A 19080-nucleotide genomic window follows, 5' to 3' on the forward strand; every position below is an offset into this window, starting at 1 on the left:
GCCAACCTCGGCGGATGGCAATTGACGACGTCTTCGCAGCCCATGGCGGTCTGGCCACCACCCGCCAGCTCCTCGAGGTGGTCAGCCGCAAAACCCTTGAGTGCCACGTGCGGGCGGGCCGGGTAGTGCGGGCGCGCCGCGGCGTCTACGCGGCTGCCCAACCCGACGTGTTCGGTCAGCTCGCCGCCTTGGACCTGGCCACCGGGACGCGGATCGTCGCTTGTCTGGGCACCGCAGCGGCGCTTTACGGTTTTGACACCGAAGCCGATCCTCGGTTGCACGTCCTCGACCCGGGCATTCGTCTACGACCCACGGCCGACATCATGGTCCATCAGCGCCTGGGCGCCCCGTTGCGGAGGATTGGGGGGCGGCTCGCCACCGCTCCGGCGTGGACGGCGATCGAAGTGGCGCGGACGTTAAGGCGGCCGCGCGCTCTTGCGACCTTGGACACCGCGGTGCGCATCGGGGCATGCACGCCATCGGAGTTGACGTACGCGCTCGCGGAGCAGAAGGGCCGTCGGGGCATCGTCCAAGTCCGGGAATTGTCCGCATACATCGACGGACGGTCCGAGTCCGCGATGGAAAGCGAGGCCCGGCTGGTGTTCATTGATGGTGGCCTGCCCAAGGCCGAGTTGCAGTACGAGATCGCCGACCGCTGCGGTGACGTCTGGCGTGTCGATTTCGCTTGGCCGGAGGCGCGATTAGCCGCCGAGTACGACAGTATCGACTGGCATATGGGGCCGAAGGCCCTATTGCACGACCGCTTGAAGATCGCGCGATTACAGGAATGCGGTTGGCTATCGGTTCCCATGACGGTAGGCGATGTTCGCGGCGATCCGTGGGGGCTGGTGGCGCGCATCAATATGCACTTGGACCAGCGTCTGGCCGGGTGATTTCTTCGGCTGAGCAGACATATAGGCCCCCTTTGGCCGCTGGAATCGGGGGCTTTCATGTCTGTTCGCGGGTTGGGGGAGGCAGGCCCGCCGGGTTGCGGCCCGCCAGCAGAGCGGGTTGCATCGTTGAGATGGGGGACGAAGTCAACCGCACCGCCTACTCCCGCACCCAGCGCCGCCAATATCGGCACAAGATTCAGCAGTGCCTGGATGTTTTCGAGACGATGCTGGCGCAGGCCAGCTTCGAGTGTGAGCCGCCGCTGACCGGTATGGAGATCGAGGGCAACCTGATCGGCGACGACTATCACCCGGCCATGTCGAACGCCGGTGTGTTGTCCGCGATCGACGATCCGGCGTTCCAACGCGAATTGGGTTCCTACAACATCGAATTCAACGTGCCGCCCCGTCAGTTCACCGCGCGTGCGGCGCTGGATCTGGAAGCCGAGGTGCGTGCCAGCCTCAATGACGCGCAGGCCAAAGCCCGGGCAAACGACGCAGGCATCGTGATGATCGGTATCTTGCCGACCCTGATGCCCGAGCATCTGGCCGGTGACTGGATGAGTGATTCGGCGCGGTACGCGGCACTCAACGACTCGATCTTCGCCGCCCGGGGCGAAGACATCGACATCGACATCGACGGCCCCGAGCCGCTGAATCTGCATGCAGAGAACATCGCACCGGAATCGGCGTGCACCAGCATGCAGTTGCACCTGCAGGTCTCGCCGGCTGACTTCGCCAACCACTGGAATGCCGCCCAGGTGCTGGCCGGCCCGCAGCTGGCGATCGGCGCCAACTCGCCCTACTTCTTCGGGCACCGGCTATGGGCCGAGACCCGGGTGGAGTTGTTCGCGCAATCCACCGACACGCGGCCCGACGAACTGAAGAACCAGGGGGTGCGGCCCCGGGTGTGGTTCGGCGAGCGGTGGATCACCTCGATCTTCGACCTGTTCGAGGAGAACGTGCGCTACTTCCCGTCGCTGCTGCCCGAGGTCTCCGAGGAAGACCCAGCGGACGAGCTCGCCCAGGGACGCACCCCACAACTTGCCGAGCTACGGCTGCACAACGGCACCGTGTACCGCTGGAATCGCCCGGTATACGACGTCGTCGACGGAAGGCCCCACCTACGGGTGGAGAACCGGGTGCTGCCTTCGGGTCCCACGGTGGCGGACATGGTGGCCAATGCGGTGTTCTACTACGGGTTGCTGCGCAGACTGGCCCGCGACCAGCGCCCGCTGTGGACCCAGATGAGTTTTGCGGTGGCACACGACAACTTTCGCCGGGCCGCGCGCCTCGGTCTGGATGCCCGGCTGTTCTGGCCGGAGCTGGGCGAGGTGAGCGTGGCGGAACTGACCCGGCGCGAGTTGTTACCGCTCGCCCGTCAAGGACTCGAGGAGTGGGGCGTGGCCGCAGAGGTGATCGACCGCTTCCTCGGCATCATCGCCGACCGGGTGACAACGGGACGCAACGGCGCCACCTGGCAGGTGTCGATGGTCCGAGCGTTGCAGGCGCAGGGCCTGAGCCGGCCGGCCGCGCTGGCGGAGATGCTGAGCCGCTATTGCGCACACATGCACACCAACGAGCCGGTGCACACCTGGCCGACCGAACTGGGTTGACTGTCCGGCTCCTCAGCCGGCTCGTCCCTCGCCCGCATCGTCACCGGACTAGGCTGGCCGCCGTGTTGATCGGATCCCATGTGCGCCCGCAGAATCCGCTAGCTGCCGCCGAAGCCGACGGCGCCGACGTGGTGCAGATCTTCCTCGGCAACCCGCAGAGCTGGAAGCCTCCCAAACCGCGCGAGGACGCCGAGCAGCTTCGCGCGGCGGCGCTGCCGATTTACGTGCACGCGCCGTACCTGATTAACGTCGCCTCCCCGAACAACCGCGTGCGGATTCCGTCGCGCACCATCTTGCAGCAGACCTGCGACGCCGCCGCTGACATCGGCGCGGCCGCGGTGATCGTGCACGGCGGTCACGTGACCGCCGATGACGACGACCCGCAGGCCGGGTTCGCGCGCTGGCGCAAGGCGCTGGACCGCCTGGAGACGACCGTCCCGGTGTACCTGGAGAACACCGCCGGTGGTGACTATGCGATGGCCCGGCACTTCGACACCATCGCCAAACTGTGGGACCACATTGGCGACACCGGCGTCGGGTTCTGCCTGGACACCTGTCACACCTGGGCGGCCGGGGAATCGCTGCCCGACGCCGCGGAGCGCATTAAGGCCATCACCGGACGCATCGACCTGGTGCACTGCAACGACTCCAAGGACGCGCCCGGCTCCGGACGGGACCGGCACGCCAATTTCGGTGAGGGCCAGATCGACCCGGATCTGTTGGTCGCGGTGGTCAAGGCCGCCGACGCCCCGGTGATCTGCGAGACCGCCGAAGAGGGCCGCAAGGCCGACATCGCGTTCCTCAAAGACCGACTGCGTTAACCGCGCCCTGGGCGCGTGGTGGACGCCGGTGAGCCGGCCGCGGGCGGTTCCGCGTAGGTGGACGCAAATCAACCTGATGGGGCCTGCGGGGCTCAAAACCCGTAAATGCACTCAGTTTTCGTTCAGCAAGTCGTCGCGGCGGGAGCTTGGGTGAACCATTGTGTAACGCGACTGATTGTCCAGGTCATCGCATGTTTTACGACGATTTCAAGCAATCTGTTGTGCAAACTATATAAGTGAGGTTATGTAACTAGGTAAAAATACTGACAGTTTGCTGTGTCGAGGCCCCGCCTGTTCACAGCCCTGACGGGAGGCTCGGAATGTCACGTCCGGTAGGTCGGTTCTCGGGTGGTCGCGGTCGTCAGGGGCAGTTGCGCAGGCTGCGTGGTGGGGTAGGCGCGGGCTCGGCGGTTGCCGCGTTCCTGGCGTTCGGGATGACGCCGATGGCGCACGCCGATATCGCCGATGATGTTCTCGACGGAATCGTCGCCGCCGCAGAGCCGTCCGCGGCGCCCGGATTCGGCGCGGCCGACATCGACTGGTCGGATCCGCTCGGTGCGTTCGACGTGGCGGTTGCCAACTGGTACCACGATGTCTTCTACCTGCCGCTGCACGACCTCGTCGCCGACTTCATCGACCAGAACGAGCAACTGCTCAGCCTGATCAACATGCCGTTCATCGAGCTGTTCGGGCGCAGCCTGATCGGCGACGGCATCGACGGGTTCACCGGAGCCAACGAGTCGATCCTGGGCCGTTCGGGGCTGTTCGGCGACCTGGGTGACGGCGGATTCCTGTTCGGCGACGGCGGAACCGGGGCGGCCGGAGTCGACGGCGCCGCCGGCAGCGTCGGCGGGATGGCCGGAATGTTCGGCAACGGCGGTGCCGGCGGTATCGGGGCCGCTGCAGCGGCTGGCGGTGCGGGGGGCGCCGGCGGGTGGCTGTTCGGTGACGGTGGTATCGGCGGTGCTGGCGGCGTCGGCACCAATGCGCTGTCCGGTGGTGCCGGTGGTGCTGGCGGCGACGCCGGGGCGTTGTTCGGGTTCGGAGGCACCGGCGGCACCGGAGGCGCGGGCCTGGCCGGGACCAGCGGTGCCGCAGGCGGCGACGCCGGCAATGGCGGCGACGGTGGTCGCGCCGGATGGATCATCGGCACCGGCGGGCTGGGCGGCAACGGTGGTGTCGGTGGCGCCGGCGGTGCGGGCGCGTCGCCCCCTGATGGTCCGGGCGGCAACGGTGGGGCCGGCGGCGCTGGCGGTGACGCGGGCGTGGGTGGGCGCAGCGGACATTTTGGATTGCACCTAGGCGCCAGCCCGGCGATGTTCGCCCAAGGTGGCAACTATTCCGGCCTGGCTGGCGACGGCGGCGCCGGCGGTGCCGGGGGCGACGGGTTGTTGGGTGGCGGCAATGGCGGGGCCGGTGGCCGCGGCGGTGACATCGGCGCCGCCGGCTTCGCGCAGCCGGGCGCCGTCCTGAGCGGCCACGGTGGTGCCGGTGGTGCCGGTGGCGCCGGTATCGCCGGGACCAGCCTGCTGTCCGACGGCACTCCGGCCGACGGCGGGGCCGGTGGTGTCGGCGGTGCCGGAGGGGATCACGGCAACGGTGGTGCCGGTGGTGCCGGTGGCGCCGGAGTTGACGGGCTGAACGGGACGACGGGTTCCGATGGCAACGGCACCGCGGGCCGGGCCGGCGGGCACGGCGGCGACGGTGGTGCCGGCGGGGCCGGCGGCAGTGTCGCCGGTAACGGCGGTGCGGGCGGTCACGCCGGGGCAGGTGGTCGTGGTGGCGACGGTGGTCTCGGCCGGAATGCGGCGCAGGGTTCGGGGGCGGCTGGTGGTGCTGGCGGTGACGCCGGGTCCGGTGGTACCGGCGGTCATGGTGGTGCCGGCGGAGTTTCGACTGAGGGTGTCGGCGGCCAGGGCGGTAACGCCGGTGCTGGGGGAGATGCCGGTGTTGCGGGCTCCGGTGGTGCCGGTGCCGCCGGAGGTGCCGGTGACACCGCCGGGGCCGGTGGCAAGGGCGGTGCTGGTGCCGCCGGTGGTGCGGCGGGCACGGCCGGCGACGGCGGTGCCGCGGGGTCGGCCGGTGCGGATTCCGATGGCGGGGCCGGCGGGCGGGGCGCTGACGGCGCGGTGATCACCGACGTCGGCGGTGCAGTGATCGCCCAGAACGGTGGTGCCGGTGGTGCCGGGGGTTCCGCCGGTGGTGGCGCGAACGGTGGTGCCGGTGGTGCTGGTGGAGCCGGCGCCGACGGGGCGAACGGGGTGACCGGTACCGACGGCAACGGTGGTGCCGGTATTGACGCCGGACGCGGCGGCGACGGTGGTGCCGGCGGTGCGGCGACCGCCGGTAATGGTGGTGCCGGCGGTCACGCCGGGTCGGGCGGCCGTGGCGGCGACGGCGGTGCCGGCCGGGACGCGGCGCAGGGGTCGGGGGCGGCCGGTGGTGCCGGGGGTGACGCCGGCTCCGGCGGTGCCGGTGGTTCCGGTGGTACCGGCGGCGCCTCGACTGGTGGCGTCGGCGGCCGAGGCGGCAACGCCGGTGACGGGGGCAATGCCGGGGTGGCCGGCACCGGGGGTGCCGGGGCCGGCGGCGGTACCGGTCCCACCGCCGGTTCCGGTGGGACCGGCGGCAACGGCGCCGATTTCGGGCAGGCCGGACTGGCCGGGCGCGGCGGCGCCGGTGCCACCGGCGCAGCCGAGAATGGTGCCGCAGGACATGCCGGTACCGGCGGCGACGGCGGGGCCGGGGGCCGGGGCGGGGACGGGCAGTTGCTGCCTAGCCGCCCGCAGAACGGCGGAGCCGGCGGCGCCGGCGGGGCGGCGGGGTCGTTCGGCAACGGCGGGGCGGGCGGCACCGGTGGCAGCGGCGGCACCGGCACGGCCGGCCAGCGCGGTCCCGACGGAACCATGCTGAACCTAGAGGGGGCTGACGGCGGGCACGGCGGCACCGGCGGTATCGGTGGTGCCGGGGGTGCCGGCGGCGCAGGCGGTTCCATCTCCGGCAACGGCGGGGCGGGCGGCACCGGGGGCGTCGGTGGTGCCGGGGGCAGCGGTGGCCGCGGCGGTGACGGCTTCAACAACGTGAACTCGGTCATCCTCGCCCCCGGCGCCGCCGGCGGAGCCGGTGGCGCCGGCGGTACCGGAGGCCAGGGCGGTACCGGAGGCCAGGGCGGCGGCGCCACCAACGGCACCGCGGGCGTCAGCGGTGACGGCGGCGCGGGCGGTCAGGCCGGTGCCGCCGGTGACGGCGGGACCGGCGGCACCAGCCAATACATCCTCGGCATTCCGATGGCCGGTGTGGGCGGTGTCGGCGGCAGTGGCGGCGTCGGTGGGCAAGGCGGTGCCGGCGGCGCAGGCGTCAACGGTGCCGATGCCGCAACTGGCAGCGGCGGCGACGGCGGCCACGGCGGTACGGCCGGCAACGGCGGTGTCGGTGGCGCGGCCAGCGCCGGCGGCAGCGGCGGGGCCGGCGGTCAGATCGGCGGTACTCAGGCCGCGGACGGCGCAGGCGGCATCGGCGGGACCGGTGGCCAAGGCGGTGCCGGCGGCGTCGGCGGGAACGGCGGGGCCGGCGCCGGCGGCGGTGACGGTGCCAGCGCCGGAAGTGGCGGCGTCGGCGGGACCGGTGGGATTCGCGGCGACGGCGGTGCCGGGGCGCCCGGCGGCTACGGCAACGGTGGTCAGGCCCCGGCCGGCAGTACCGGCGCGGTGGGCCAGGACGGTGTAAGTGGCACCGGCGGGAAAGGTGGCGACGGCCAGATCATCACCGACTCCGCCGGCAACACGATCGTTCAGACCGGCGGGACCGGGGGCAACGGCGGCGACGCCGCGGCGATCGGCAACGGCGGCACCGGCGGAGCCGGTGGTACCGGCGGCTCCGGCACCGGGGACGGCCTGCACGGCGGGGCCGGAGGCACCGGCGGAAATGGCGGGGCCGGAGGCAGCCAGGCCGGCAACGGCGGAGCCGGTGGGACCGGCGGGACGGGTGGAACCGTCAACGGCATGGACGGCACCGACGCCCAGGCCGGCTCCGGCGGCGACGGCACCGACGGCGGCGTCGGCGGCAACGGCGGCGTCGGCGGCAACGGCGGGCAGGGCGGCAACGCCAGCCACGGCTCCGGCGGGCGCGGCGGTAACGCCGGCGACGGCGGAGATGCCGGCAACGGTGGCGACGGCGGTAATGGGGCCGGCGGCGGCAATGGTGCAACCGCCGGTCACGGCGGCAACGGCGGAGCCGGCAGTCAGGTCCGTGGGGCCGCCGGCAGCGCCGGCCACGGCGGCATAGGTCAAAACGGAACCCGGGCTCCCGACGGTCAGGCCGGCAACGCCGGGGCCGGGGGCGGCGGTGGCAACGGGGGGAAGGGCGGCGACGGGGCGCCCGCCAGTGCCGACGGTGTGCAGTCCGGGGGCGCGGGTGGGGCCGGCGGTAATGGCGCTGCGGGCGGCAACGGCAGACCCGGCGGCGACGGCGGACTCGGCGGCGACGGCGGCAGCGGCAGCGGAGAAGGTGCCCGCGGCGGCGACGGCGGGGCAGGCGGCTCGGGTGGCGCAGCCGGGCAGCCGGGCGACCACAACACCGGCCCGGGTGGCCGCGGCGGTACCGGCGGGAACGGTGGTACCGGCGGGATCAACGGCCAGGGCGGCCACGGCGGCAACGGTGGCGGGCGGCTGAGCAACCTACCCCAGGGGGCCGGCGGCACCGGGGGCGTCGGCACCGATGGCGGTCGCGGTGGCGGTGGTGGCGGTGGCGGCGGCCGGGGCGCGGATTACCTGCAATACGCCGATTGGGGGCAAAGCTGGGCCAGTGGCGGCTTGGGCGGCGTCGGCGGCGCCGGCGGGGACGCCGAGGGTGCCGGGACGGTCGGCGGCGTCGGCGGGGCCGGGGGCACCGGCGGCAGTGCGTTCGGACCCAGCCCGGGTGGCCAAGGCGGCGCCGGCGGGCAGGGCGGGCTGGTCGGTCCCAACGGCGACGGCGCCGGCGGCCGCGGCGGTGACGGCGGAACTGGTCCCGGCCCGGCCGGCCCCGGCCCCGGCCCCGCCGGCACGCCGGGCGAGGCAGGCGGGGCCGGCGGCGCCGACGGCACCCCCGGCGAAGCCGGCACGCCCGGGTAGACCACGAGTTCTACCCCGGCGGCGGGATCGGCTGAGCTGACATGCGACCCCCCTAGAAAACATCCGTTTTGACTCATTTATCGCGTTGCAGGCGACATTGGGTCGGTAATGTGCTACAACTTTGCTAGGCGCCGTGACCGCGGCAACTGCACACACGACTCAGGTCTGGAGGGGGTCCAAATGCCTGAGCGACACCAGCATGGTGTGGGGGGAGTGTGTAGTCCCTAGTCCGGCGCCCCAAAACGACGGCGGTCACAGCCAGGAACCTCCCGACTCCGGGCCGTGACCGCCGTTTTTTGTTTGCCGACTACCAATTTGATTACACCTATTGTGCGTGCGTGCAAAAACTGTAATATTCGGCTATGGCCGACACGCATATCGTCACCAACCAGGTCCTTCCGCTGGAAGGCTATAACCCGGCGTCGTCCCCGGTCCTCATTGAATCGCTGATCCGCGAGGGCGGCCAATGGGGCGTCGACGAGGTCACCGACCTCGGGGCAATGTCCGGATCCAAGCAGGTGCAACGCTGGGGCGAGCTCGCCGACCGCAACCGGCCGGTGCTGCACACCCACGACGTCGTCGGTAACCGGATCGACGAAGTGGAATACGACCCGGCCTACCACGAGCTGATGCGGACCGCGATCGCTCACGGCCTGCACGCCGCCCCGTGGGCCGACCCGCGCCCCGGCGCGCACGTCGTGCGCGCTGCTCAAACCGGGGTGTGGACCGCTGAGCCGGGCCACATGTGCCCGATCTCGATGACGTACGCGATCGTGCCCGCGCTGCGCAACAACGCCGAACTCGCCAAGGCTTACGAGCCGCTGCTGACCAGCCGGGTCTACGACCCCGAGCTGAAGGTGCCCGCCGCCAAGGCCGGTATCACCGCGGGCATGTCGATGACCGAGAAGCAGGGCGGCTCCGACGTGCGCGCCGGAACCACCCAGGCGGTCCCGAACTCCGACGGCAGCTACACCCTGACCGGGCACAAGTGGTTCACGTCCGCGCCGATGTGCGACGTGTTCCTGGTGCTGGCGCAGGCGCCCGGCGGCTTGAGTTGTTTCTTCCTGCCCCGGGTCCTGGCCGACGGCACCCGCAACCGGATGCGGTTGCAGCGGCTCAAGGACAAGCTCGGCAATCACGCCAACGCCTCCAGCGAGATCGAGTACGACGGCGCGACCGCGTGGCTGGTCGGCGAGGAGGGCCGCGGGGTCTCGGTCATCATCGAGATGGTCAACCTCACCCGCCTGGACTGCGCGCTGGGCAGTGCCACCAGCATGCGGATGGGCCTGGCCCGCGCCATCTACCACGCCCAGCACCGAAAGGCGTTCGGCGCCTACCTGATCGATCAACCGCTGATGCGCAACGTGCTGGCCGATCTGGCCGTGGAGGCCGAGGCCGCCACGATGGTGTCGATGCGGATGGCCGGTGCCACCGACAAGGCGGTCCGGGGCGACGAGCGAGAGGGCCTGTTGCGTCGCATCGGGCTGGCTGCCACCAAGTACTGGGTCTGCAAGCGCGCCACCCCGCACGCCGCCGAGGCGATGGAGTGCCTGGGCGGCAACGGCTACATCGAGGATTCGTTGATGCCGCGGCTGTACCGGGAGGCGCCATTGATGGGCATCTGGGAGGGGTCGGGCAACGTCAGCGCCCTGGACACGCTGCGTGCCCTGGCCACCCAGCCCCAATCGGTGGCGGTGCTCTTCGATGAGCTGGCCGAGACCGCCGGGCAGGATCGCCGGCTCGACGCGCATGTCGACGCGTTGAAGAGCCGACTGGCGGGCCTGGGCGCTGACGTGGTCGCCGCCCAGTACCAGGCGCGCAAGATCGCCGAGGACATCTGCCTGGCGCTGCAGGGCGGGTTGCTGGTGCGCCACGGCCACCCGGCCGTCGCCGAGGCGTTCCTGGCGACGCGGCTCGGCGGCCAATGGGGTGGTGCGTTCGGCACTTTGCCGGCCGGCCTCGACCTCGGGCCGATCATCGAGCGCGCATTGGTCAAGGGCTGACCCGGCATGCGCCATCACATCGCCCCGGTCGAGTTCGACAACCTGCGGACGATGACTTACGAGGTCACCGACCGCATCGCCCGGATCACCTTCAACCGCCCGGAACACGGCAACGCGATCACCGCTGACACCCCGCTGGAATTGTCGGCGCTGGTGGAACGTGCCGATCTGGATCCCAACGTGCACGTGATCCTGGTGTCGGGCCGCGGCGAGGGATTCTGCGCCGGTTTCGACCTGGGCGCCTACGCCGAAGGCTCGTCGTCGGCGGGCGGGGAGAACTACCGCGGCAGTGTGCTCGACGGTAAGACGCAGGCCACCAACCACCGTCCGGATCAGCCCTGGGATCCGATGATCGACTATCAGATGATGAGCCGTTTCGTCCGCGGCTTCGCCTCGCTGATGCACGCCGACAAGCCCACCGTGGTCAAGATCCACGGCTACTGCGTGGCCGGCGGCACCGACATCGCACTGCACGCCGATCAGGTGATCGCGGCGTCTGACGCCAAGATCGGTTACCCGCCGATGCGGGTGTGGGGGGTGCCGGCGGCCGGGCTGTGGGCGCACCGGCTCGGCGACCAGCGCGCCAAACGCCTACTGCTGACCGGAGATTGCATCACCGGAGCTCAGGCCGCCGAGTGGGGTCTGGCGATTGAGGCTCCCGATCCCGCTGATCTTGACGAGCGCACCGAACGCCTGGTGGCCCGTATCGCCGCGATGCCGGTCAACCAACTGATCATGGCCAAACTCGCCCTCAACACCGCACTGCTGCAACAGGGCGTGGCCACCAGCCGCATGGTCAGCACAGTGTTCGACGGGGTGGCGCGACACACGCCGGAGGGGCACGCCTTCGTCGCCGACGCGGTGCAGCACGGATTCCGTGACGCGGTGCGGCACCGCGACGAGCCGTTCGGGGATTACGGCCGAAAGACCTCCGGGGTTTAGGCGGTCACCCGATGTCCGAAACAGTGCGTATGACGGCCCGCTCGGTAGTTCTGTCGGTGCTCCTGGGCGCCCACCCCGCGTCGGCCACTGCCGCCGAATTACTGCGATTGACAACAGATTTCGGGATTAAAGAAACGGCCTTGCGGGTGGCCCTGACGCGGCTGGTCGCTGCCGGAGACCTGGTCCGATCGGTCGAAGGATACGGACTGTCTGAGCGTCTGCTGGAGCGTCAGCGGCTACAGGACGCGGCGCTGAATCCGCAGACCAGGAGCTGGGACGGCGACTGGCTGGCCGTGGTGATCACCACCATCGGCAGCGACGCGCGAACCCGGGCCGCCTTGCGCTCGGGGCTGGCAGAGCGGCGGTTCGCCGAGCTGCGCGAGGGATTCTGGATGCGCCCGGACAACATCGACGTCGAGCTGGGTGAGAGTCTCGTGGGCTATACCCGGCTGCTCACAGCGCGTGACGAGAAGCCCGCCGAATTGGCCACCACGCTGTGGGATCTTGCGGGGTGGGCGCAGACGGGCCACGAACTGCTCGCCGCGATGGCCGACGCCGAAGACATACCAAGCCGCTTCGTCGTCGCCGCGGCCATGGTCCGCCATTTGCGCCGCGACCCGGTGCTGCCGCCCGAACTGCTTCCGGCGGACTGGCCGGGGGCGCAAATCCGCAGTCGCTACGCGGAGTTCGCCAATGAACTGGTCGCGCGACGCGACGCGGACCGAGAGGCGGTGCTGCGATGAACGCGGTGCGCGTGGAGCGCAGTGGCCCGGTCACCACGGTGATCTTGGATCGGCCGCATGCCCGCAACGCCGTCGACGGCCCGACCGCCGCGGCGCTCTATCAGGCCTTCGATGAATTCGACCGCGATGCGAGCGCATCGGTGGCCGTGCTCTGGGGAGACCACGGAACCTTCTGCGCCGGAGCCGATCTCAAAGCCTTGGGTACACCGAACACCAATCAGACCCATCGCAGCGGGCCGGGGCCAATGGGACCGACCCGAATGATGTTGTCCAAACCGGTGATCGCCGCGGTCAGCGGTTACGCGGTGGCCGGTGGCCTGGAGTTGGCGCTGTGGTGCGACATGCGGGTGGTCGAGGCCGACGCGACTTTCGGCGTCTTCTGCCGGCGCTGGGGCGTTCCGCTCATCGACGGTGGCACCGTGCGATTGCCCAGACTGATCGGCCACAGTCGCGCCATGGACATGATCCTCACCGGCCGAGCGGTGAACGCCGAGGAAGCACTGGCGATCGGACTGGCCAATCGTGTTGTCCCCACCGGAGAGGCACGGCGCGCAGCCGAGCAGCTGGCCCTCGAACTCGCCGAGCTGCCGCAGGGTTGCCTGCGCTCGGATCGGTTGTCGGCGCTGCGGCAGTGGGGCATGACCGAATCCCACGCAATGGACTCCGAATTCGACAGCATCGAGCGAGTGGCCGACGAGGCGCTGCGCGGGGCGGGCCGCTTCGCAGGCGGGGCCGGCCGCCACGGCGCTAAGGCTTGATACTCCGTCAGCGTTTGTCGGCGATGGTGTTGCCCGACCCGCGGTTGTCGACCTTGGGGTCGCCGCCGCGATAGGTGATGGAGTTGTTGAGCCCGGTGATCGTCAGCGTCTTGTCGATGCGCTCGATGGTGATGCGGTTGTCGGCACCGCCTACGTTCACCGCCTCGCAGCGGCCGCGGACCGTCAGCTTGTTGTTCGAACCGGCCACGTTCAGCGATTTGCCGTCGGCGCAGTCCAATGCCGATGTCGCGCCGAACGACTCGTATCTGATCGTGTTGGCGAACCGACCGTCGTAGTTCTGCGAGATCCGTGAGGACTTGGGTGGCGCCTCCGACTCGCAGCCGGTGAGCGCGACTGCGAGCAGCGTCATTCCGCCGGCCAGCAGCGAGCAGAGATTTACCCGGAGAACGTGGGTCACGCCGCTACGCGTTGGAGCCGGTTGGTCATCCCCAGCTCTCGTCCGCGGTCGAACAGCAGCGGGTCACCATTGTGGTAGTACACGGTGGTGTCGTTGCCGTAGACGGTGACGTCGTTGACGATGGTCTCGGCGATCACCGTGTTCTGCGAGCCCTGCGTGGTCACCGCCCAGCAGGTGCCCATCGCGTGGATGGTGAGGTTGACGCCGTTGATGAACAGCGTCCCGCCGTTGCAGTCCAGGGTGTGGGTCTCATGCACCCCGTAGATGTGGATGTCGCCGGGCACGGCGTGCGCGCTCGCGGCTGCCCCCAGTGAACCGGCGGCCAGACCCAGCAACGCACTCGCCAGCGCGGTCCATTTCATCTCCGAGCCCCTCTCACCGGACGCAATCTCGGCAAAGCTTACGTCGCACCGGCTGGCGCGTACTCGGGTTCCCCTACTAATCGGTCGATTAGAGTTCTGTGCTGATCTCCTCCTGCCGCACCCTACGAAGGGCCTACGCCATGTCAGCTCGACCAGACCCGCCTGCCGCGGGGGGTCGCTCGCGCGCCAACGGCAAAGCGGGGGCGCGCCCGGTCAAGCTGAGTCGCGATGTCATCGTCAACGCGGCTTTGAATTTTCTGGACCGCGAGGGCTGGGACGCGCTGACCATCAACGCGTTGGCCACCCAGCTGGGTACCAAGGGCCCGTCGCTGTACAACCACGTGCACAGCCTGGGTGACCTGCGTCGCGCCATGCGGATGCGGGTCATCGACGACATTCTGGAGATGTTGACCCAGGTCGGGCAGGGCCGCGCCCGCGACGATGCGGTGCTGGTGATGGCCGGCGCCTATCGCAGCTATGCCCATCACCACCCCGGCCGGTATTCGGCGTTCACCCGCATGCCGCTGGGTGGCGACGACCCGGAATACACCGCCGCGGCCACCCGGGCCGCCGCCCCGGTCATCGAGGTGTTGGCGTCCTACGGACTCGAAGGGGACCGGGCGTTTCACGCGGCTCTGGAGTTCTGGGCGGCCATGCACGGATTCGTCCTGTTGGAGATGACAGGCGTGATGGATGACGTGGACACCGACGCCGTCTTCTCCGACATGGTGCGCAGGTTGGCCTCGGCGATGGACAGCCGCACCCAGTAGTCGCGCAGCTGTGGGCGGGGCCGCAGGGGAGGCTGGGCACGCGCTTTGACCTGCCGGAGTGCTGCCGGGTATTGTGGTAGCTCGTGCCTGGCCACCGAGGCGCGTTTGGTGACATAACGCGCGCGCCTGGCCCAATTCGCATGTCCATTATGCAGCGGAGTGATCCGCGGCGGCCCATGCGACACGCCCGACCGCGGGGTAGCGGTGGGGCACAGACCGCAGGATTTACAGAGTTTGAACAGCGATACAGGAAGCCGGTAGATGCCAACCATTCAGCAGCTGGTCCGTAAGGGCCGCCGCGACAAGGTCGCCAAGGTGAAGACCGCGGCCCTCAAGGGCAGCCCGCAGCGACGGGGCGTGTGCACCCGCGTGTACACCACCACCCCGAAGAAGCCGAACTCGGCGCTTCGCAAGGTGGCGCGCGTCAAGCTGACCAGCCAGGTGGAGGTGACCGCCTACATCCCGGGTGAGGGTCACAACCTGCAGGAGCACTCGATGGTGCTGGTGCGTGGTGGTCGTGTGAAGGACCTGCCGGGTGTGCGCTACAAGATCATCCGCGGCTCGCTGGACACCCAGGGAGTCAAGAACCGCAAGCAGGCCCGCAGCCGCTACGGCGCGAAGAAGGAGAAGAGCTGATGCCGCGCAAGGGTCCCGCTCCCAAGCGTCCGCTGGTCAACGACCCCGTCTACGGGTCGCAGCTGGTCACCCAGTTGGTCAACAAGGTGCTGCTGGACGGCAAGAAGTCGCTGGCCGAGCGCATCGTCTACGGCGCTCTCGAGCAGGCTCGGGACAAGACCGGTACTGACCCGGTCGTGACGCTCAAGCGTGCGATGGACAACGTGAAGCCCGCCCTCGAGGTTCGCAGCCGCCGCGTCGGTGGTGCCACCTACCAGGTTCCGGTCGAGGTGCGCGCCGAGCGCTCCACCACGCTGGCGCTGCGCTGGCTGGTGAGCTTCTCGCGGGCTCGCCGGGAGAAGACCATGATCGAGCGCCTGGCCAACGAGATCCTGGACGCCAGCAATGGCCTTGGTGCTGCCGTCAAGCGTCGTGAAGACACCCACAAGATGGCCGAGGCCAACCGGGCGTTCGCGCACTACCGCTGGTGATCACGTCGGCTCCCGATTAGTGGAGCCGACGCACTTGCGACAACAAGCAATTGAAGTAACCGAAAGAGTGGGAAGACTGCTGTGGCACAGGATGTGCTGACTGACCTGAACAAGGTCCGCAATATCGGCATCATGGCGCACATCGATGCTGGTAAGACGACGACGACCGAGCGGATCCTGTACTACACCGGCGTCAACTACAAGATCGGTGAGACGCACGACGGTGCCTCCACGACCGACTGGATGGAGCAGGAGCAGGAGCGCGGCATCACCATCACCTCCGCCGCGGTGACCTGCTTCTGGAACAAGAACCAGATCAACATCATCGACACCCCGGGCCACGTCGACTTCACCGTCGAGGTGGAGCGCTCCCTGCGTGTCCTGGATGGCGCCGTCGCCGTGTTCGACGGCAAGGAGGGCGTGGAGCCGCAGTCCGAGCAGGTGTGGCGGCAGGCCGACAAGTACGACGTGCCCCGGATCTGCTTCGTCAACAAGATGGACAAGCTCGGTGCGGACTTCTACTTCACCGTGCGCACCATCGAAGAGCGCCTCGGTGCTCGCCCGCTGGTGATCCAGCTGCCGATCGGCGCGGAGAACGACTTCGAGGGCATCGTCGACCTGGTCGAGATGAACGCCAAGGTGTGGCGCGGCGAGACCAAGCTCGGTGAGACCTACGAGACCATCGAGATCCCGGCCGACCTGGCCGACAAGGCCGACGAGTACCGGACCGCTCTGCTGGAGGCAGTCGCCGAGACCGACGAGGCTCTGCTGGAGAAGTACCTCGGCGGCGAGGAGCTCTCGACCGAGGAGATCAAGGGCGGCATCCGCAAGCTGACGGTCTCCTCCGAGCTCTACCCGGTGCTGTGCGGCAGCGCGTTCAAGAACAAGGGTGTCCAGCCGATGCTGGACGCGGTGATCGACTACCTGCCGTCGCCGCTGGACGTCGAGTCCGTGCAGGGCCACGTGCCCGGCAAGGAAGACGAGGTCATCAGCCGCAAGCCCAGCATCGACGAGCCGTTCTCGGCGCTGGCGTTCAAGATCGCGGTGCACCCGTTCTTCGGCAAGCTCACCTACGTCCGGGTGTACTCGGGCAAGGTGGAGTCCGGCACGCAGGTGGTCAACTCGACCAAGGGCAAGAAGGAGCGGCTGGGCAAGCTGTTCCAGATGCACTCCAACAAGGAGAACCCGGTCGACTCGGCGTTCGCCGGCCACATCTACGCGATGATCGGTCTGAAGGACACCACCACCGGCGACACCCTGTGCGACCCGAACAACCAGATCGTGCTGGAGTCGATGACGTTCCCGGCTCCGGTCATCGAGGTGGCCATCGAGCCCAAGACCAAGAGTGACCAGGAGAAGCTGAGCCTGGCCATCCAGAAGCTGGCCGAAGAGGACCCGACCTTCAAGGTCCACCTCGACCAGGAGACCGGTCAGACCGTGATCGGCGGCATGGGCGAGCTGCACCTGGACATCCTGGTGGACCGCATGCGCCGCGAGTTCAAGGTCGAGGCCAACGTCGGCAAGCCGCAGGTGGCCTACAAGGAGACCATCCGTCGCAAGGTGGAGAAGGTCGAATACACCCACAAGAAGCAGACGGGTGGCTCGGGTCAGTTCGCGAAGGTCCTCATCGACATCGAACCGTTCACCGGCGAAGACGGTGCCACCTACGAGTTCGAGAACAAGGTCACCGGCGGCCGCGTGCCCCGCGAGTACATCCCCGCGGTGGACGCCGGAGCCCAGGACGCCATGCAGTACGGCGTGCTGGCCGGCTACCCGCTGGTCAACATCAAGGTCACCCTGACCGACGGTCAGTACCACGACGTCGACTCCTCCGAGATGGCCTTCAAGGTGGCCGGCTCGCAGGCGCTGAAGAAGGCTGCCGCTGCCGCGCAGCCGGTGATCCTGGAACCGATCATGGCCGTTGAGGTCACCACGCCCGAGGACTACATGGGCGATGTGATCGGCGACCTGAACTCCCGCCGTGGCCAGATTCAGGCCATGGAGGAGCGCAGCGGTGCGCGCGTCGTCAAGGCGCAGGTGCCGCTGTCGGAGATGTTCGGCTACGTCGGAGACTTGCGGTCGAAGACCCAGGGCCGGGCGAACTACTCCATGGTGTTCGACTCCTACGCCGAAGTGCCGGCGCAGGTGGCGAAGGAGATTATCGCGAAGGCAACGGGCGAGTAACTAGCTTCCCGCCCGTGCCGCTACGGTGGCACAAACCAAAAAAGATCAATCCTGCTGTAACCCAGCACCAACAAGTCCAGGAGGACAAGAAGTGGCGAAGGCGAAGTTCGAGCGGACGAAGCCGCACGTCAACATCGGGACCATCGGTCACGTTGACCACGGCAAGACCACGCTGACCGCGGCTATCACCAAGGTTCTGCACGACAAGTACCCGGACCTGAACGAGTCGCGTGCGTTCGACCAGATCGACAACGCTCCCGAAGAGCGTCAGCGCGGTATCACGATCAACATCTCCCACGTGGAGTACCAGACCGAGAAGCGGCACTACGCCCACGTCGACGCGCCGGGCCACGCCGACTACATCAAGAACATGATCACCGGTGCCGCCCAGATGGACGGCGCGATCCTGGTGGTCGCGGCCACCGACGGCCCGATGCCGCAGACCCGCGAGCACGTGCTGCTGGCCCGTCAGGTCGGTGTGCCCTACATCCTGGTGGCGCTGAACAAGTCGGACATGGTCGACGACGAGGAGCTCCTCGAGCTCGTCGAGATGGAGGTCCGCGAACTGCTGGCCGCCCAGGAGTTCGACGAGGAGGCCCCGGTGGTCCGGGTGTCGGCTCTGAAGGCGCTCGAGGGCGACGAGAAGTGGGTCAAGTCCGTCCAGGACCTGATGGAGGCTGTCGACGAGTCCATCCCGGACCCGGTCCGCGAGACCGACAAGCCGTTCCTGATGCCGGTTGAGGACGTCTTCACCATCACCGGTCGTGGCACCGTGGTCACCGGTCGTGTCGAGCGTGGCGTGATCAACGTGAACGAGGAAGTCGAGATCGTCGGCATCCGTCCGGAGACCACCAAGACCACCGTCACCGGTGTCGAGATGTTCCGGAAGCTGCTGGACCAGGGTCAGGCCGGTGACAACGTCGGTCTGCTGATCCGTGGTATCAAGCGTGAGGACGTCGAGCGTGGCCAGGTTGTGGTCAAGCCCGGCACCACCACCCCGCACACCGAGTTCGAGGGCCAGGCCTACATCCTGTCCAAGGACGAGGGCGGTCGCCACACGCCGTTCTTCAACAACTACCGTCCGCAGTTCTACTTCCGCACCACCGACGTGACCGGTGTGGTGAGCCTGCCGGAGGGCACCGAGATGGTTATGCCCGGTGACAACACCGAGATGACCGTCAAGCTGATCCAGCCTGTCGCCATGGACGAGGGTCTGCGGTTCGCCATCCGTGAGGGTGGTCGTACCGTCGGCGCCGGCCGGGTCGTCAAGATCATCAAGTAGTACCTGCGCTAGCAGACGTAAAGTCCCCCTTTTCCTCGGAGGAAAAGGGGGATTTTGCGTTTGCCCGGCAACGC

15 protein-coding genes are annotated in these 19080 nt (G+C 68.9%); 13 read left to right on the top strand and 2 right to left on the bottom strand.

Annotation, left to right across the window (positions count from 1 at the left end; all coding sequences use genetic code 11):
• Positions 1 to 14 precede the first annotated feature (14 nt).
• The 8 genes from ACKY0X_RS03415 (at position 15) to ACKY0X_RS03450 (ending at position 12884) form a co-directional block, all read left to right on the top strand.
• Complete coding sequence (locus ACKY0X_RS03415; RefSeq protein ID WP_409428313.1) at positions 15 to 893, top strand: type IV toxin-antitoxin system AbiEi family antitoxin domain-containing protein; 879 nt, start codon at positions 15 to 17, stop codon at positions 891 to 893.
• Between the two features lie 131 nt (positions 894 to 1024).
• On the top strand, positions 1025 to 2506 hold the full coding sequence (locus ACKY0X_RS03420; RefSeq protein WP_409428314.1) for a glutamate--cysteine ligase: 1482 nt from the start codon (positions 1025 to 1027) through the stop codon (positions 2504 to 2506).
• A gap of 62 nt (positions 2507 to 2568) precedes the next feature.
• Positions 2569 to 3327: a deoxyribonuclease IV gene (locus ACKY0X_RS03425; protein WP_409428315.1), complete on the top strand. Its 759-nt coding sequence runs from the start codon at positions 2569 to 2571 to the stop codon at positions 3325 to 3327.
• A gap of 320 nt (positions 3328 to 3647) precedes the next feature.
• A complete protein-coding gene (locus ACKY0X_RS03430) occupies positions 3648 to 8438 on the top strand; it encodes a PGRS repeat-containing protein (protein ID WP_409428316.1) in 4791 nt (1596 codons plus the stop codon).
• Between the two features lie 362 nt (positions 8439 to 8800).
• Complete coding sequence (locus ACKY0X_RS03435; RefSeq protein ID WP_409428317.1) at positions 8801 to 10441, top strand: acyl-CoA dehydrogenase family protein; 1641 nt, start codon at positions 8801 to 8803, stop codon at positions 10439 to 10441.
• Between the two features lie 6 nt (positions 10442 to 10447).
• On the top strand, positions 10448 to 11383 hold the full coding sequence (locus ACKY0X_RS03440) for a crotonase/enoyl-CoA hydratase family protein (protein WP_065040619.1): 936 nt from the start codon (positions 10448 to 10450) through the stop codon (positions 11381 to 11383).
• A gap of 29 nt (positions 11384 to 11412) precedes the next feature.
• Entirely contained in the window at positions 11413 to 12126 is a 714-nt protein-coding gene (locus ACKY0X_RS03445) for a PaaX family transcriptional regulator C-terminal domain-containing protein (RefSeq protein ID WP_409429487.1), read from the top strand.
• Complete coding sequence (locus ACKY0X_RS03450; protein WP_409428318.1) at positions 12123 to 12884, top strand: crotonase/enoyl-CoA hydratase family protein; 762 nt, start codon at positions 12123 to 12125, stop codon at positions 12882 to 12884. The genes ACKY0X_RS03445 and ACKY0X_RS03450 overlap by 4 nt, the downstream gene beginning before the upstream one ends.
• A 7-nt stretch (positions 12885 to 12891) precedes the next feature.
• On the opposite strand, the gene ACKY0X_RS03455 is transcribed toward ACKY0X_RS03450, so the two are convergent.
• Positions 12892 to 13302 carry a DUF3060 domain-containing protein gene (locus tag ACKY0X_RS03455; protein WP_409428319.1) on the bottom strand — a complete coding sequence of 137 codons (411 nt, stop codon included), beginning with the start codon at positions 13300 to 13302 and terminating at the stop codon, positions 12892 to 12894.
• Positions 13299 to 13664, bottom strand: coding sequence for a DUF3060 domain-containing protein (locus ACKY0X_RS03460; protein ID WP_409428320.1), 366 nt, complete (start codon positions 13662 to 13664; stop codon positions 13299 to 13301). The genes ACKY0X_RS03455 and ACKY0X_RS03460 overlap by 4 nt, the downstream gene beginning before the upstream one ends.
• 140 nt (positions 13665 to 13804) lie before the next feature.
• On the opposite strand from ACKY0X_RS03460, the gene ACKY0X_RS03465 reads away from it, so the two are divergent.
• The 5 genes from ACKY0X_RS03465 to tuf all read left to right on the top strand — a co-directional run bounded on the left by ACKY0X_RS03465 (position 13805) and on the right by tuf (position 19006).
• Positions 13805 to 14434 (top strand): TetR/AcrR family transcriptional regulator, encoded by a 630-nt coding sequence (locus ACKY0X_RS03465; RefSeq protein WP_409428321.1) that lies wholly within the window; start codon positions 13805 to 13807, stop codon positions 14432 to 14434.
• A 261-nt stretch (positions 14435 to 14695) separates the two neighbouring features.
• Positions 14696 to 15070, top strand: coding sequence for a 30S ribosomal protein S12 (gene rpsL / locus ACKY0X_RS03470; RefSeq protein ID WP_007767794.1), 375 nt, complete (start codon positions 14696 to 14698; stop codon positions 15068 to 15070).
• Positions 15070 to 15540: a 30S ribosomal protein S7 gene (rpsG, locus tag ACKY0X_RS03475; protein WP_024441009.1), complete on the top strand. Its 471-nt coding sequence runs from the start codon at positions 15070 to 15072 to the stop codon at positions 15538 to 15540. Before rpsL ends, rpsG begins: the two co-directional genes overlap by 1 nt.
• Positions 15541 to 15621: 81 nt before the next feature.
• On the top strand, positions 15622 to 17724 hold the full coding sequence (gene fusA, locus ACKY0X_RS03480; RefSeq protein WP_046282638.1) for an elongation factor G: 2103 nt from the start codon (positions 15622 to 15624) through the stop codon (positions 17722 to 17724).
• Between the two features lie 91 nt (positions 17725 to 17815).
• Complete coding sequence (tuf, locus tag ACKY0X_RS03485; protein WP_065040613.1) at positions 17816 to 19006, top strand: elongation factor Tu; 1191 nt, start codon at positions 17816 to 17818, stop codon at positions 19004 to 19006.
• Positions 19007 to 19080 lie beyond the last annotated feature (74 nt).

This window comes from Mycobacterium sp. SMC-11 (assembly GCF_046250095.1).
GTDB classification, from domain to species: domain Bacteria; phylum Actinomycetota; class Actinomycetes; order Mycobacteriales; family Mycobacteriaceae; genus Mycobacterium; species Mycobacterium heraklionense_A.

Excerpts from the sequence above, each read along its gene's own strand:
- ACKY0X_RS03415 (WP_409428313.1), top strand. The coding sequence starts at position 15 with ATGGCAATTGACGACGTCTTCGCAGCCCATGGCGGTCTGGCCACCACC.
- ACKY0X_RS03420 (WP_409428314.1), top strand. The coding sequence starts at position 1,025 with ATGGGGGACGAAGTCAACCGCACCGCCTACTCCCGCACCCAGCGCCGC.
- ACKY0X_RS03430 (WP_409428316.1), top strand. The coding sequence starts at position 3,648 with ATGTCACGTCCGGTAGGTCGGTTCTCGGGTGGTCGCGGTCGTCAGGGG.
- ACKY0X_RS03435 (WP_409428317.1), top strand. The coding sequence starts at position 8,801 with ATGGCCGACACGCATATCGTCACCAACCAGGTCCTTCCGCTGGAAGGC.
- ACKY0X_RS03440 (WP_065040619.1), top strand. The coding sequence starts at position 10,448 with ATGCGCCATCACATCGCCCCGGTCGAGTTCGACAACCTGCGGACGATG.
- ACKY0X_RS03445 (WP_409429487.1), top strand. The coding sequence starts at position 11,413 with ATGACGGCCCGCTCGGTAGTTCTGTCGGTGCTCCTGGGCGCCCACCCC.
- ACKY0X_RS03450 (WP_409428318.1), top strand. The coding sequence starts at position 12,123 with ATGAACGCGGTGCGCGTGGAGCGCAGTGGCCCGGTCACCACGGTGATC.
- ACKY0X_RS03460 (WP_409428320.1), bottom strand. The coding sequence starts at position 13,664 with ATGAAATGGACCGCGCTGGCGAGTGCGTTGCTGGGTCTGGCCGCCGGT.
- ACKY0X_RS03465 (WP_409428321.1), top strand. The coding sequence starts at position 13,805 with ATGTCAGCTCGACCAGACCCGCCTGCCGCGGGGGGTCGCTCGCGCGCC.
- rpsL (WP_007767794.1), top strand. The coding sequence starts at position 14,696 with ATGCCAACCATTCAGCAGCTGGTCCGTAAGGGCCGCCGCGACAAGGTC.
- rpsG (WP_024441009.1), top strand. The coding sequence starts at position 15,070 with ATGCCGCGCAAGGGTCCCGCTCCCAAGCGTCCGCTGGTCAACGACCCC.